This window comes from Mesorhizobium sp. M0018, assembly GCF_040323955.1.
Classification (GTDB): domain Bacteria; phylum Pseudomonadota; class Alphaproteobacteria; order Rhizobiales; family Rhizobiaceae; genus Mesorhizobium.
In genome coordinates, this window is the sequence record NZ_JAMYVL010000006.1 from 196,740 (window position 1) to 209,808 (window position 13,069).

Annotated in this window: 14 protein-coding genes; 9 read left to right on the forward strand and 5 right to left on the reverse strand. The window is 65.0% G+C overall.

Annotated elements, in window-relative coordinates; translation table 11 throughout:
* Window positions 1-104 precede the first annotated feature (104 nt).
* Window positions 105-1,181, forward strand: coding sequence for an NAD(P)/FAD-dependent oxidoreductase (locus NKJ81_RS10930; RefSeq protein WP_352540433.1), 1,077 nt, complete (start codon window positions 105-107; stop codon window positions 1,179-1,181).
* On the opposite strand, the gene NKJ81_RS10935 is transcribed toward NKJ81_RS10930, so the two are convergent.
* Together NKJ81_RS10935 and NKJ81_RS10940 are read right to left on the reverse strand one after the other, a co-directional pair.
* On the reverse strand, window positions 1,175-2,548 hold the full coding sequence (locus NKJ81_RS10935) for an amidase (protein ID WP_352540434.1): 1,374 nt from the start codon (window positions 2,546-2,548) through the stop codon (window positions 1,175-1,177). The genes NKJ81_RS10930 and NKJ81_RS10935 overlap by 7 nt on opposite strands.
* Window positions 2,549-2,718: 170 nt before the next feature.
* Window positions 2,719-2,934 carry a DUF6356 family protein gene (locus NKJ81_RS10940; RefSeq protein ID WP_352540435.1) on the reverse strand — a complete coding sequence of 72 codons (216 nt, stop codon included), beginning with the start codon at window positions 2,932-2,934 and terminating at the stop codon, window positions 2,719-2,721.
* A 115-nt stretch (window positions 2,935-3,049) separates the two neighbouring features.
* Between NKJ81_RS10940 and NKJ81_RS10945 the strand changes: the two genes are divergently transcribed.
* The 3 genes from NKJ81_RS10945 (at window position 3,050) to NKJ81_RS10955 (ending at window position 4,746) form a co-directional block, all read left to right on the forward strand.
* Window positions 3,050-3,520, forward strand: coding sequence for an Lrp/AsnC family transcriptional regulator (locus NKJ81_RS10945; RefSeq protein WP_023676368.1), 471 nt, complete (start codon window positions 3,050-3,052; stop codon window positions 3,518-3,520).
* A gap of 84 nt (window positions 3,521-3,604) precedes the next feature.
* The gene (dut, locus tag NKJ81_RS10950) at window positions 3,605-4,090 is read left to right on the forward strand and encodes a dUTP diphosphatase (RefSeq protein WP_023676369.1); all 486 of its coding nucleotides are present in this window, start codon (window positions 3,605-3,607) and stop codon (window positions 4,088-4,090) included.
* Window positions 4,090-4,746: an HAD family hydrolase gene (locus NKJ81_RS10955; RefSeq protein ID WP_352540436.1), complete on the forward strand. Its 657-nt coding sequence runs from the start codon at window positions 4,090-4,092 to the stop codon at window positions 4,744-4,746. The genes dut and NKJ81_RS10955 overlap by 1 nt, the downstream gene beginning before the upstream one ends.
* Before the next feature lie 33 nt (window positions 4,747-4,779).
* On the opposite strand, the gene NKJ81_RS10960 is transcribed toward NKJ81_RS10955, so the two are convergent.
* Window positions 4,780-5,364, reverse strand: coding sequence for a TetR/AcrR family transcriptional regulator (locus NKJ81_RS10960; protein ID WP_352540437.1), 585 nt, complete (start codon window positions 5,362-5,364; stop codon window positions 4,780-4,782).
* Between the two features lie 76 nt (window positions 5,365-5,440).
* Here NKJ81_RS10960 and NKJ81_RS10965 point away from each other — a divergent pair, with 76 nt between their 5' ends.
* The 4 genes from NKJ81_RS10965 to NKJ81_RS10980 all read left to right on the forward strand — a co-directional run bounded on the left by NKJ81_RS10965 (window position 5,441) and on the right by NKJ81_RS10980 (window position 8,680).
* Entirely contained in the window at window positions 5,441-5,851 is a 411-nt protein-coding gene (locus NKJ81_RS10965) for an SRPBCC family protein (RefSeq protein WP_352540438.1), read from the forward strand.
* A 77-nt stretch (window positions 5,852-5,928) separates the two neighbouring features.
* Window positions 5,929-6,786, forward strand: a complete 858-nt coding sequence (locus tag NKJ81_RS10970; protein ID WP_352540439.1) for a hypothetical protein — start codon at window positions 5,929-5,931, stop codon at window positions 6,784-6,786.
* A 77-nt stretch (window positions 6,787-6,863) separates the two neighbouring features.
* Window positions 6,864-7,667, forward strand: coding sequence for an isocitrate lyase/PEP mutase family protein (locus tag NKJ81_RS10975; RefSeq protein ID WP_352540440.1), 804 nt, complete (start codon window positions 6,864-6,866; stop codon window positions 7,665-7,667).
* Between the two features lie 14 nt (window positions 7,668-7,681).
* Window positions 7,682-8,680: a proline racemase family protein gene (locus NKJ81_RS10980; RefSeq protein WP_352540441.1), complete on the forward strand. Its 999-nt coding sequence runs from the start codon at window positions 7,682-7,684 to the stop codon at window positions 8,678-8,680.
* On the opposite strand, the gene NKJ81_RS10985 is transcribed toward NKJ81_RS10980, so the two are convergent.
* Entirely contained in the window at window positions 8,611-9,372 is a 762-nt protein-coding gene (locus NKJ81_RS10985; RefSeq protein WP_352540442.1) for a sulfate transporter family protein, read from the reverse strand. The genes NKJ81_RS10980 and NKJ81_RS10985 overlap by 70 nt on opposite strands.
* A 212-nt stretch (window positions 9,373-9,584) precedes the next feature.
* Here NKJ81_RS10985 and NKJ81_RS10990 point away from each other — a divergent pair, with 212 nt between their 5' ends.
* On the forward strand, window positions 9,585-10,577 hold the full coding sequence (locus tag NKJ81_RS10990; RefSeq protein ID WP_352469968.1) for an adenosine kinase: 993 nt from the start codon (window positions 9,585-9,587) through the stop codon (window positions 10,575-10,577).
* A gap of 184 nt (window positions 10,578-10,761) precedes the next feature.
* Here the strand turns inward: NKJ81_RS10990 and NKJ81_RS10995 are convergent, their stop codons facing one another.
* Window positions 10,762-13,041, reverse strand: a complete 2,280-nt coding sequence (locus NKJ81_RS10995; protein WP_352448507.1) for an NADP-dependent malic enzyme — start codon at window positions 13,039-13,041, stop codon at window positions 10,762-10,764.
* Window positions 13,042-13,069: the final 28 nt, after the last annotated feature.

A 13,069-nucleotide genomic window follows, 5' to 3' on the forward strand; every position in this document is an offset into this window, starting at 1 on the left:
GTACGTACGTATTAAAGTCAAGAGGCACATTTGATACGGCTCGCTCTTGGCAGAACCCACGGGCAATGGCATCGCAGTGGTGGCGTTGGAACGAGGAGTGAAGCATGACAGCTGCGAAAGAAGTGATCGTCATCGGCGCCGGTATCATCGGCGCCTCCATCGCCTGGCACCTGACCAGGGCTGGAGCAAAGGTGACGGTCGTTGCCGGCAGCGGCGCCGGCGGCGTCGCGACACCGAATTCCTTTGCCTGGATCAATGCCAGCTGGGGTAATCCGCAGCCTTACTTCCGACTACGGACTCGATCGATGGCCGAATGGACGCGACTGGCGAACGAGGTGCCCGGCATCCCGTTGCAATGGTGCGGCGGCCTGTGCTGGGACCTGCCACGTCCCGAACTCGAAGCCTATGCGGCCGAGCACTCCGCATGGGGCTACGGCATCGAGCGTGTCGACCGTGCCGGAGCGGCCCGCATCGAGCCCAATCTGACCGAGCTTCCCGATTTCGCCCTTTATGTCGCCGAGGAAGGCGTTGCCGAGCCGGTCGCCGCCACGCAAGCACTGCTGGCCGACGCCGAACGGCGCGGCGCGCGAATTGTAGCCGGGACGACCGTCACCGCTCTGGTGCAAGCCAACGGCAGGATTGCCGGCGTCGATACATCCGGCGGGCGGATTGCTGCCGACGAGGTGGTGATCGCGGCCGGAGCCGGCTCTCCGGCAATCGCTGCCACAGCCGGGATAGAACTGCCGATCGAAACGCCGCCCGGCCTGATCGTGCATTCGCGCCCCTACGAAAAGCTGCTCAACGGCCTGGTGATCGGCGACCGCCTGCATATGCGCCAGACGGCGGAAGGCCGCGTCATCGCCGGCTCGGATTTCGGTGGCGCCGATCCCGGCATGGATGCCCCGGCCACCGCCCGCGACCTGTTTGCGGCGATGAAGGCGATGCTGCGCGGCGCGGATGGGCTGGAACTCGATTTCCACACCGTTGGCTATCGGCCGACGCCGGTCGATGGCTTTCCGATCATAGGCCGCGCCGAAGGCACGAGCGGCGTCTATGTTGCGGTCATGCATTCCGGCATCACGCTGGCGCCGGCCGTCGCCCTGTTCGCCGCCCGCGAAATCCTCGACGGCGAGCGCGATCCGCTGCTTGATCCCTACGGACTGGCGCGGTTTACTCAATAACCGGGCGGGCGGCGAAAGCCGCCGGCTAGCGGCTCGATTGCCCTGGCGATCCCGAGCAGGCGCGACTCCGACCAGCGTTTGCCAACAAGCTGTAGTCCGATGGGCAGGCCGTCGCGATCTTGTCCGCAGGGCAGCGACAGTGCCGGATGGCCGCTGTAGTTGAACACCGCGCCATAGGCCGGCAGCATCCAGTAGCTTTGCTCGCTACCGTCGACCCCGATCGGCGTTCCTGGCTCGCAATGCGGGAAGGCGGTGGTCATGGCGACCGGGCACAGCAAGGCGTCGCAGCCGTCGAAGAACCGTTCCCACGCCAGGATGGAGCGGTCGCGGCGGGCGAGCGCCTCGAACCAGCGCGAGACCGGTGTCGGCTTCTCCCGCGGTTCGGGCTGCGCCGACTCCAGCATCATGCCGATCAGCGCGCCGCCTTGCTCCAGATCGTCGTGCAGGTCGAGCTTCGGCAATTTGGCCTCCTCGACGATCGCGCCTGCCGACTGAAGCTCCTTTGCCAGGCTTTCGACCGCCGCGCTGATTTCGCCGGCCACCGGAAAGCCCGGAAAGGACGGCGCGACGGCAATGCGCAAATTTCTGAGATCCAGCTCCGGCATGGTTTCGACCGGTACCGGCGCAAGGTCGGTATCGCTTCCATCCGGCCCGGCAATGAGGCCGTAGATCAGTGCCAGGTCCTCGACGCTGCGCGCCAGCGGTCCGAGGCAGGAGATCAGCCGCACGCTGCGCGGCGCCCCGCCTGGATCGGGGAAGGCGCCGGCGAGCGAGACGCGGTGCTCGGTCGGCTTGAGGCCGTAGACGCCGCAAAAGGCAGCGGGCAGCCGGATCGAATCCTGCATGTCGGTGCCGACCTCGAACGGCGTCATTCCAGTGCCGAGCGCCGCCGCCGCACCGCCACTGGAGCCGCCGGCGGTGCGCTGGAGATTCCAGGGGTTGCCGGTGCGGCCGAACAGTGGATTGCTCGACTGCCAGTCACCGAGCATTGTCGCCACGTTCGTCTTGCCCACCAGTATGCCGCCTGCCGCCTTCAGCCGGGCAACGACCGGACTGTCTGCCCTCGGAACATATTCGGCGAAGGCCGGGAAGCCGACAGTGGTTCTCATGCCGGCGGTTTCGTGCGTGTCCTTCAGTGTGAACGGCACGCCGTGTAGCGGCCCAAGGGCCTCGCCGCGCGCCTGCGCTTCGTCGGCCTTGCCAGCGCGTTGCCGCGCAACGTCCCGATCGAGGGTTATGACGGCGTTGACCGCCTCATTGTGCCTGTCGATCTGCGCCAGATGCTCGTCCAGCACCTCTATTGCGGAAACTGTACGGTCGCGGATGGCCGCGGCCAGTTTGGTGGTCGAGGAAAAGACGATATCCATGGTGAATGCTCCGGGCTATCGCGCCGCGATCCTCAAAATGGCGGAGTGGCGCGTGGATGCAAGCCTCGCTCGGCATTCGACGATGGCGACGCTTGATCGGGATTGCGCTGCGGGGCCCGTTGAGGGGCGGCCCTGTCCAGCGGCCTCGCCGCGCTCGGCGCCTTTACGGCCTACCGTCCCCTGTTGTGCGTCCGTTCGTAGAGCTCACGGATGATGCCGCTTGCCGTGGTCTCGAACAGAAACGGCAAGAAAGCATGAACGAGCGCGGCAAACGCCGCCATGAACAATCGCGACGAGAACCATGCGGCGAAAGCCATATGGCCGAAATAACTCTCGCCGACCGCGGTCGGGTGAGAGGTGAAAAGTCTTGCGAGCCGTGCGGTCATGTCGATCCCTCCTGCCGGCATGAAGAGCCGGCGATGAGTATACTGGCATCGGTGTTCGGTTCATCGGTCTCAAATTGTCCTTGTGAAAGGCTGAATTTTGGGACAAACATCCCGCATGGCGCCGGAAATCGACGAAATAGACCGAAGATTGCTGGCCGAGCTGCAACGCGACGGCACACTGTCCGTCGACCAGCTCTCGGCAAGAATATCGCTGTCGCGCAATGCTTGCTGGCGCCGGGTGAAGCGGCTGGAGGAAGACGGCGTCATCACCGGCCGGGTGGCGCTGGTCGACGCCGACAAGCTTGGGCTCGGCCTTTCGGTGTTCATCCTGATCCGCACCTCCAACCACGATCCGGACTGGCTGCAAAGATTCCGAGCGGCGGTGACCGGCTTTGCCGAGATCACCGGCGCTTACCGCATGTCCGGCGATCTCGACTATGTCCTGCGCGCCCGCGTCGCCGATGTGAAGGCCTATGACCGGCTCTATCAACGGCTGATCGCCAAGGTGGCACTATCGGACGTTTCGGCCTCCTTCGTCATGGAGGAGATCAAGGAGACCACGGTCGTTCCGATGGAACTGCGCTGAAGCGGAACTGTGCTGAAAGAAAGCCGTTGATAGCATTGCCGCCGAGTTGACTGAACCGGCGTTCGCGACGATAGGATCAGCCTCATGCGCGCAGCACTTTATCCCACCTCCGTCATCGGTCCGGCTGTCGGCTTCGTCAGGCTGCCGCATGGCGAGGGATTGCCGCTTCCTGCCTATGAGAGCTCGGGCGCCGCCGGCATGGACCTGCGCGCCGCCGTCCCGGACGACAGGCCGCTTTTGATCCTGCCGGGAAAGCGCGCGCTGGTGCCGACCGGGCTGATCCTGGAAATTCCGGAGGGCGTCGAGGGCCAGGTCCGGCCGCGTTCCGGCCTCGCCTTCAAGCACGGGCTCACCTGCCTCAACACGCCGGGCACCATCGACAGCGACTATCGCGGCGAGGTCAAGGTGCTGCTGATCAATCTCGGCGACGAGGATTTCGCGGTGACGCGCGGCATGCGGATCGCCCAGATCGTCTTCGCCCCGGTGACGCAGGCGACCGTCGAGGAGCGCACATTGGCTGGCGGCACAACGCGCGGCTCGGGCGGCTTCGGATCGACCGGCACGGCCTGATGAAAATACCCAAGCTCGTCATCTTCGATTGCGACGGGGTTCTGGTCGATACCGAGAACCTGGCCAATCGGCGCCTCGCCGAGTGGCTGACCGCGGCCGGCTTTCCGGCCAGCTTCGAATATTGCCGCAAGAATTTCTCCGGCCGCAGCATGGTCTCGGTGCAGAAGGAAGTCGAGGCGACCGGCGTCAGCCTCGGCGCCGATTTCGTCGAGCGCTGGAACGCCGGCCTGCCCGACCTGTTCGCGCATGGCGTCGAGGCCATCCCCTACGTTCGCGAGTTCATCGAAACCGTGCACGCCGCCGGCATCGCCACCTGTGTCGCCTCGTCGGCACGGGTGTCCAAAATGCACATCACGCTCGGCCAGACCGGACTGCTGCCGCTGTTCGAGCATGCGCTGTTCAGCTCGACCATGGTCTCGCGCGGCAAGCCGTTCCCCGACCTCTTCCTGCATGCGGCAGCGACGATGGGCTTCGCGCCCGCCGACTGTATCGTCATCGAGGACAGCGTCGCCGGGACGACAGCCGGCATCGCCGCCGGCATGCGCGTCTATTCCTACCACGGCGACCCGCTTTCCGACCGCGACGGGCTGATCGGAGCCGGCGGCATTCTGTTCGACGACATGCGTGAACTGGCCGGGCTGGTGCCGATCCACTGATCGCCTATGCGCAGGCTGCACGCGCGCCCGGTCTCAGACCGGGCGCGGGCCTCCAAGTAGTCGGTCGACCGTGTCGCGTATGAGACTGCGCAGATTGGCCGGCCTGTCGAGATGGCTGACGACAAGGAGACCGTCGGCCGCCACCGTTAGCGCGTCCGCTGTGCGGTCCGGATCGGGATTTGCGTCCGCGATCAGCAAGTCCCTGAGGGTGCCCCACTTCCAGTGACGATGCTGATCGATCGCCTGGCGAACCGGGCTGCTGGGATCCGGATATTCAGCAGCGGCGTTCTGAAACGGGCAGCCGCGGTAGCCCGGCTGATCCGCCGCGTCGGCGATGAGATCGAATATGGCAAGGATCATCTGGCGAGGTGGCCGCCGGCCAAGGCTCGCGATTGCCGCCCGTCCTCCCTTGCTGAGCTCCTCGATATAGGCGCGGACGAGGTCGTCCTTGGCCGCGAAGTGATGATAGAACGTCGCCTTGGCAACGCCGGCCTCGGCGATGATGCGGTCGATCCCGACTGCACGGACCCCCTCCAGAGAAAACAGTGCGGTCGCCGTATCGAGGATTCGACGACGCGCAAGGCTTTCGGGACGATCGTTGATTCGGGCTGTGGACATGCCTTGACTATAGCAGACAGGTCTGTATCCACATGTAGACAGACAGGTCTACCTACTAACAGAAGGACCAGCGAACATGGTTTCAATAGTCAGGGAAATCATCGTAGATGCTTCACCGGAAAGCGTATGGGCGACGGTGGGCGACTTCGCCGGCGGCGCCCAACGGATAGCCCCAGGCGTTTTCGTCGACTGTCGGGTGGATGAGGGCGACGTACGGGCCCTTACCTTCGCCGACGGCAAGATTGTGCGAGAGCGGCTCATCGCCCGCGACGAGCAGAGCCGGCGGATCGTGTGGGGATGGCTCGGCGACGAGGTCACCCACGATAATACCTCCATGCAGGTCTTTGCCGAGGGCGAGGGCCGGAGCCGCCTGGTCTGGATTCACGACACTCTGCCCGACGAACTCGGCGCGTGGCTCGCAGCCGCCATGGATCAGCTGGTGCCGGTTTTCCAGCAGACCCTGGCGAGCCAAGCCAAGCCAACATAGTGAGGCAACGCCAGGTGTTTCCTCTTGGTCGCAAAATGCTCTAGCTTGCGCGCGCCCGAGATAACGAGCGCGCGCGCATGACCTTCTCCCTGCTTCGTTTCATCTTTGCCTGCCTGCTGCTGCCCTGTCTTTGGACGACGGCCAGCGCGGAGGCCGTCAGTTTCCCGGAGCTCGGCAGCGCCGTCCCCGGCCACGGCGATGTCACCTATCTCGATCTCGCCAGGATGGTCATTCCCGATCTGGCGGCGGACAAGGACGGCTTTTTCCGAGGTTCGATGCCGATCGAGATGCGCCACATCGCTGGACCGGACTACGACGGCTCGCCGCCGGCGACGTCGGGTCTTTCCAGCGGCGACGTGCTCGGCATCAAGGCCGGCGGCAAGGACCGGCTGGCGATGCTGCTCGACCTCGGCGACTCGCCTGACAGCGCCGAGGGTTATGCCGTGCTGGCACTCTACGACATCACCGGCAAGCCGGCCTTGCTCGACGCGGTCAATGTTGCCGTCGACCGCAGCACCTACTTTCGCGATCCGGGCAAGCTGTCGATCGGGCCCGGCGATGACGTCATCATCACCACGAGCACGCATTTCAATTCGAGCCAGGGCTATGTGATCGCGCCGCTGGTCATGGTCCGCAACGACAGGTTCGAGCTGATCGACATGATCTATACGTTCGACGAAAACCTCTGCACCCATAGGAGGACACAGAATGTGGCCTTCCAGGTGATCGCCGACGGCCAGCCCTATGCAGCCATCAAAGTCACGGTGACCGACGCGACGCTGCCGGGAGAAGAAAGCTGCGACGGCCAGCCGCCGCCAGAGGCGTCTTCGCGCGACAGCTCCGTCACCTATCATTGGGACAAAAATGCTTCGCGCTACGTCAAGGATTCCGACGCGCTGGATCGATTGGCAGATGACAACGCCAAACGCTTCTGAGCCAACCGCATTTGTTTGCCCGGCGCCTTCCGCCGGGCTAGAATTTGCCTCACATTCTGCACTGGAGGGGAGCATCCATGGACAAGGGCAAGATTTTTCGCGACCTGCATGCCTCGATCTTCGTCATGGCCAATTCCTGGGACGTCGGCACGACCAAGCTCTTGGCCTCGTTCGGCTTCAAGGCGCTGGCCACGACCAGCGCCGGCTTTGCCTTTTCGCGCGGCCTGCCCGATGGCGCGGTGACGTTCGAGGCGATGATCCATCATTGCCGTGAAGTGTCGGCGGCGACCGGGCTGCCGGTTTCGGCCGATCTCGAAAAGGGCAAGGGCGACAGCGCGACAAGTGCCGGCGAGACCATCTTCGCCGCCGAGGCGGCTGGCCTCGCCGGCTGCTCGATCGAGGACCATACCGGCGAGCCCGCCAAGCCGATCTATGATTTCGCGCATGCCGTCGAGCGCGTCGCGGCGGCGGCGGAAGCGGCACGGGCACTGAAACGCGATTTCGTCTTCACCGCGCGGGCCGAGAATTTCCTGTGGGGCAAGCCCGACCTCGACGATACGATCAAGCGGCTGCAGGCCTTCGAGAAGGCCGGCGCCGACGTGCTCTATGCACCGGGGCTGGGCGACATCGAGATGGTGCGAACCGTCTGCTCGGCGCTGACCAAGCCGGTCAACGTCATGGCCAGGCCCGGCTTCACCATCGCCGACCTGGCCATGGCGGGGGTAAAGCGCGTCTCGCTCGGCCCATGGCTGACCAATTTCGCCTTCGGCATGCTGGAGACCGCGGCGCGCGAGATCCAGCAGGATGGCACCTTCGGCTTCACCCGCGCCGCCATGCCGTTCGGCAAGCTGCAGGCGCTGTTTGCCAAACCTTCCGCCTAGGTCGGGCCCGGCAAATGACCCTCACGGTCGTGGACATGCACACCGGCGGCGAGCCGCTGCGGATCGTCACCGGCGGCTACCCCGATATTCCCAAGGGCACGATCCTCGAAAAGCGTGCGTATGTGCGCGACCATCTCGATCATCTCAGAAAGATCCTGATGTTCGAGCCGCGCGGCCATTACGACATGTATGGCGCGCTGCTGGTCGAGCCCGACCTGCCGGGCGCCGACCTCGCGGTGCTGTTCATGCACAATGAGGGCTATTCGACGATGTGCGGCCACGCCATCGTCGCGCTCGGCCGCTACGCCGTCGACGAGCGGCTGGTGGCGCCACGCGAGCCGATGACGACCGTCAATATCGAGGCGCCATGCGGGCTGATTTCGGCTGCGGTCGAGGTGAGGGACGGCAAGGCCGGCGCGGTGTCCTTCGAAAGCGTGCCGGCGTTTCTGTTCGCCGGCGACCAGCGGATCGAGCTGCCGGGCTATGGTCCGGTCGGCTTCGACATCGCCTATGGCGGCGCCTTCTATGCACTGGCCGACTGCCGCCAGTTCGGGCTGGAATTTGGCAGGAACCGGGTGCGCGATTTCGTCGATGCAGCGACCGCGCTGACTGATAAGCTGAAGGCCGAATTGCCGCTGTCGCATCCCGACCATGCCGATCTCGCCTTTCTCTACGGCACAATCCTGACCGACGGACAGGATGCGTTCTCCGATACGCCGACCAAAAACATCTGCGTTTTCGCTGAAGCCGAGGTCGACCGTTCGCCGACCGGCTCCGGCGTCACCGCGCGGCTGGCGGCCATGCACGCCAAGGGCCAGATCGAAATTGGCCGGACGCGGCTGTTCGAGAGCATTGCCGGCTCGCGCTTTTCCGGCGCCGTCGTACGCACGGCCACAGCCGGGCCGCATGACGCCATCATCGCCCGCGTCGGCGGCCGCGCCTATTACTCAGGGCGGGCCGAATTCATCGTCGAGGACGATGATGAACTGGGCAGGGGTTTTCTGCTGAGATAGCTCCCTTCCCGTGCCGAGATCGCCTTGTGCAGATGCACCATCATGGCGGCGGCGAACAGTGGCGTCAGAAGGTTGAGCAGCGGCACGGCGAGGAAAGCGGCGACCACCAGCCCGGCCAGGAACACGGTGATCGAGTGCTTTCTGCGCAGCGCCTTGGCCTCGGCCTCCGGGCGAAAGCGCATGGCGGCGAATTCGAAGAACTCGCGCCCGAGCAGATAGCCGTTAACGACGAAGAAGGCGGCGATGTTGATGCCCGGCACCAGCAGCAGCAGCAGGGCGACGATATTGCCGAGGATGACGACGCCGAAGAAGCGGATCGCCAGCACCAGCGAGCGCAACGGCGGCACGGCGCGGCCGGGCGGGTCGTTTGGATAATCCGTGCGCTCGACCACTTCGGCGACGTCGTCGAGGAACAGGCCGGCGATGATCGCCGTCACCGGCGCGATGAGCAGCGCCAAGCCCAGCGCAAGGCCGATGCCGGCGACGACGGCGCCCAGCCATCCGGCCCAGGAGGGTAGGGCGGGCAGCCATGCATCGATCCACGGCCAGGCCAGCCATTCGAACAGGCTCTTGATCCCGAACCACAGCGCCGCCAGCGCCAGCAAGGTCAGCCCCAGTGTCTTCAGGAACACGGAACGGAATTCGGGTGAGAACAGCCGGCTCAAGGCGGCACGGGCGGCGTCGAGGATCACGGCGTTTCCAATTCCATGTCAAACGAGGCCATGGGCGATATTTCGGGATAGGCGGAGACAGGTCGCGAGACAAGCGCAAACCGCGATACGAAGCATCTGCGTTCTGCCCGGATTTATAACTCGCGGCCTAGGCAAAGCCGCATCAAACCGCTAGACCCGCCCGCGCCCGGCGTGGCAGAAAGCCGGTGGGTTTTTGGCGGAGACATGAATTGATGCCGGACTATGACGTGCTTTGTATCGGGAATGCCATCGTCGACATCATCGCCCAGTGCGACGAGGCGTTCCTGGAGACCAACGGCATCATCAAGGGCGCAATGAATTTGATCGACACGAGGCGCGCCGAACTGCTCTACAGCCGCATGGGCCCGGCCATTGAAGCCTCGGGCGGCAGCGCCGGCAACACGGCGGCGGGCGTCGCCTCCTTCGGCGGTCGCGCCGCTTTCTTCGGCAAGGTCTCCAACGACGCGCTCGGCGAAATCTACGCGCATGACATCCATGCCCAGGGTGTCGCCTTCGACACCAGGCCGCTTAACGGCGAACCGCCGACAGCGCGCTCGATGATCTTCGTCACGCCGGACGGCGAGCGCTCGATGAACACCTATCTCGGCGCCTGCGTCGAGCTCGGCCCGGAGGACGTCGAGGCCGACAAGGCCTCGGGCGCCGCGGTCACCTATTTCGAGGGCTATCTGTGGGACCCGCCGCGCGCCAAGGAGGCGATCCGGCAGACGGCTAAGCTCGCCCACGCCGCCGGGCGCGAAGTGTCGATGACATTGTCGGACTCGTTCTGCGTCGACCGCTACCGCGACGAGTTCCTCGATCTCATGCGCTCCGGCACCGTCGATATCGTCTTTGCCAACAGCCACGAGATCAAGTCGCTCTACCAGACCGCTTCATTCGACGAGGCGCTGGCGCGGATCCGCAGGGACTGCAAGATCGCCGCCGTCACCCGCTCGGAAAAGGGCTCGGTGATCGTGCGCGGCGACGAGACCGTGACCATCAATGCGACCAGGATCCGCGAGCTGGTCGACACCACCGGCGCCGGCGACCTCTACGCCGCCGGCTTCCTCTACGGCTACACGCAAGGCCGCAGCCTCAAGGATTGCGGCGATCTCGGCTCGCTGGCAGCCGGGCTGGTCATCCAGCAGATCGGCCCAAGGCCACGGCAGAATCTGCGCCGCGAGGCCGAGCAGGCGGGGCTTCTGTAGCGGCATCTCTTCCTTCTCCCCCTGTGGGAGAAGGTGGATCGGCGCGCAGCGCCGAGACGGTTGAGGGGTGCTGGACGGAGTGCTGCCGGTGCCAAGCTGGAACACCCCTCATCCGACCGAGCTTCGCTCGGCCACCTTCTCCCACAGGGGGAGAAGGGAGAGGCGCTGCTGCTGCCCCCGCTCCTCAAGCCCCCGCGCTATACGCCGCAATCGCTGCCATGTTGACGATGTCTGAATCCTTGGCATTGAGCGAGACGATCTGGACCGGCTTGTTCAGGCCGACCAGCAGCGGGCCGATGACGGTCGAGCCGCCGAGCTCCTGCAGCATCTTGGTCGAGATCGAGGCCGAGTGGAAGGCCGGCATGATCAGCACATTGGCCGGGCCGGTCAGCCTGATGAACGGGTATTGCGCCATGGCGCGGGCGTTGAGCGCCACGTCGGCGGCCATCTCGCCGTCATACTCGAAATCAACGCGGCGCTTGTCGAGGATGCGCACCGCTTCCTGGACGCGCTCGGAGCGCTCGCCCTGCGGATGGCCGAAGGTTGAATAGGCGAGCATGGCGAGCCTCGGCTCGTAGCCCATGCGGCGGGCGAAACCGGCGGCCTCCTCGGCGATGTCGGCGATCTCGACGGCATCCGGCATGTCGTGCACCGCGGTGTCGGCAACGAGGACGGTGCGACCGCGCGCGAGCACGATCGACACGCCGATGACGCAATGGCCGGGCCTTGCGTCGATGACGCGGCGGATGTCGTCGAGCGCCGTCGAATAGTTACGGGTAACGCCGGTGACGATGCCGTCGGCATCGCCCAGCGCCACCATGCAGGCGGCGAAATGGTTGCGGTCGTTGTTGATCAGCCGCTGGCAGTCGCGGAACAGGAAGCCTTTGCGCTGCATGCGCTCGTAGAGATAATCGGTGTAGACGGAGTTGCGCCGCGACAGCCGCGCATTGATGATCTCGATGCCTTGCTTGCCGAGGTCGATGCCGGCGTTCCTGGCGTTTTCCTTGATGATGTCGTCGCGGCCGAGCAGGATGGCGGTGCCGAGCCGCTGGTTCACATAGGAGACGGCGGCGCGCATCACCTGCTCCTCCTCGCCCTCGGCAAAGACGATGCGCTTGGGCTGGCGGCGGACGCGGTCGTAGATGCGCTGCAGCGTCGAGGCGATCGGGTCGCGGCGGGCGGAAAGCTCCTGCGCGTAGCGGTCGAGATCGAGGATCGGCTTGCGCGCGACACCGGAGTCCATCGCCGCCTTGGCCACGGCGATCGGGATGGCCGAGATCAGGCGCGGGTCGAACGGCACCGGAATGATGTAGTTGGGGCCGAATTTCGGCCGCATGCCCTGATAGGCGGCGGCGACGTCGTCGGGCACGTCCTGGCGCGCCAGTTCGGCGAGCGCTTTGGCCGCGGCGATCTTCATGTCGTCGTTGATGGTGGTCGCCCGTACATCGAGCGCGCCGCGGAAGATGTAGGGGAAGCCAAGCACGTTGTTGACCTGGTTGGGATAGTCGGACCGTCCCGTCGCCATGATGGCGTCGGTGCGGATCTCGGCGACTTCCTCCGGCGTGATCTCGGGGTCGGGATTGGCCATGGCGAAGATGATCGGGTTCTTGGCCATCGACTGCACCATTTTGGTGGTCAGCGTGCCTTTGGCCGAGAGGCCGAGGAACACGTCGGCGCCGTCCAGCGCCTCGGCCAGCGAGCGCGCGCCGGTTTTCACGGCATGCGCCGATTTCCACTGGTTCATGCCTTCGGTGCGGCCCTGGAAGACGACGCCCTTGGTGTCGCAGAGGATGATATTTTCGGGCGCAAAGCCCATCGCCTTCATCAATTCGATGCAGGCGATGCCGGCAGCGCCGGCGCCGTTGCAGACCATTTTCGTGGTCTTCATGTCGCGGCCGGTGATTTCCAGCGCGTTGATCAGGCCGGCAGCCGAGATGATGGCGGTGCCGTGCTGGTCGTCATGGAAGACCGGGATGTCCATCAGCTCGCGCAGCCGCTGCTCGATGATGAAGCATTCCGGTGCCTTTATATCCTCGAGGTTGATGCCGCCGAAGGAGGGTCCAAGGAAACGCACGCAGTTGATGAATTCGTCGGCATCCTCGGTGTCGACCTCAAGGTCGATGGAATCGACATCGGCGAAGCGCTTGAACAGCACCGCCTTGCCTTCCATCACCGGCTTCGAGGCCAGCGCGCCGAGATTGCCGAGGCCGAGGATGGCGGTGCCGTTGGAGATGACGGCGACCATGTTGCCGCGAACCGTGTAGTCGAAGGCGCGGCTCGGGTCCTCGGCGATGGCGAGAACCGGAACGGCGACGCCCGGCGAATAGGCAAGGCTGAGATCGCGCTGCGTCGCCATCGGTTTTGTGGCGACGATCTCCAGCTTGCCCGGACGGCCCATGGCGTGGAATTCCAGCGCCTCCTGGGCGCTGACGGAGGGCCCGTTGCTTTCGGTTTTCTTGGCCATGGTACTTTTGGTTTCCTCGCCCGTACGG

Coding starts and splice junctions, on each gene's coding strand:
- dut (WP_023676369.1), top strand. CDS start 3,605: ATGCGCGCAGCACTTTATCCCACCTCCGTCATCGGTCCGGCTGTCGGC.
- NKJ81_RS10935 (WP_352540434.1), bottom strand. CDS start 2,548: ATGGATATCGTCTTTTCCTCGACCACCAAACTGGCCGCGGCCATCCGC.
- NKJ81_RS10945 (WP_023676368.1), top strand. CDS start 3,050: ATGGCGCCGGAAATCGACGAAATAGACCGAAGATTGCTGGCCGAGCTG.
- NKJ81_RS10980 (WP_352540441.1), top strand. CDS start 7,682: ATGACCCTCACGGTCGTGGACATGCACACCGGCGGCGAGCCGCTGCGG.
- NKJ81_RS10970 (WP_352540439.1), top strand. CDS start 5,929: ATGACCTTCTCCCTGCTTCGTTTCATCTTTGCCTGCCTGCTGCTGCCC.
- NKJ81_RS10930 (WP_352540433.1), top strand. CDS start 105: ATGACAGCTGCGAAAGAAGTGATCGTCATCGGCGCCGGTATCATCGGC.
- NKJ81_RS10975 (WP_352540440.1), top strand. CDS start 6,864: ATGGACAAGGGCAAGATTTTTCGCGACCTGCATGCCTCGATCTTCGTC.
- NKJ81_RS10955 (WP_352540436.1), top strand. CDS start 4,090: ATGAAAATACCCAAGCTCGTCATCTTCGATTGCGACGGGGTTCTGGTC.
- NKJ81_RS10965 (WP_352540438.1), top strand. CDS start 5,441: ATGGTTTCAATAGTCAGGGAAATCATCGTAGATGCTTCACCGGAAAGC.
- NKJ81_RS10990 (WP_352469968.1), top strand. CDS start 9,585: ATGCCGGACTATGACGTGCTTTGTATCGGGAATGCCATCGTCGACATC.
- NKJ81_RS10995 (WP_352448507.1), bottom strand. CDS start 13,041: ATGGCCAAGAAAACCGAAAGCAACGGGCCCTCCGTCAGCGCCCAGGAG.
- NKJ81_RS10940 (WP_352540435.1), bottom strand. CDS start 2,934: ATGACCGCACGGCTCGCAAGACTTTTCACCTCTCACCCGACCGCGGTC.
- NKJ81_RS10960 (WP_352540437.1), bottom strand. CDS start 5,364: ATGTCCACAGCCCGAATCAACGATCGTCCCGAAAGCCTTGCGCGTCGT.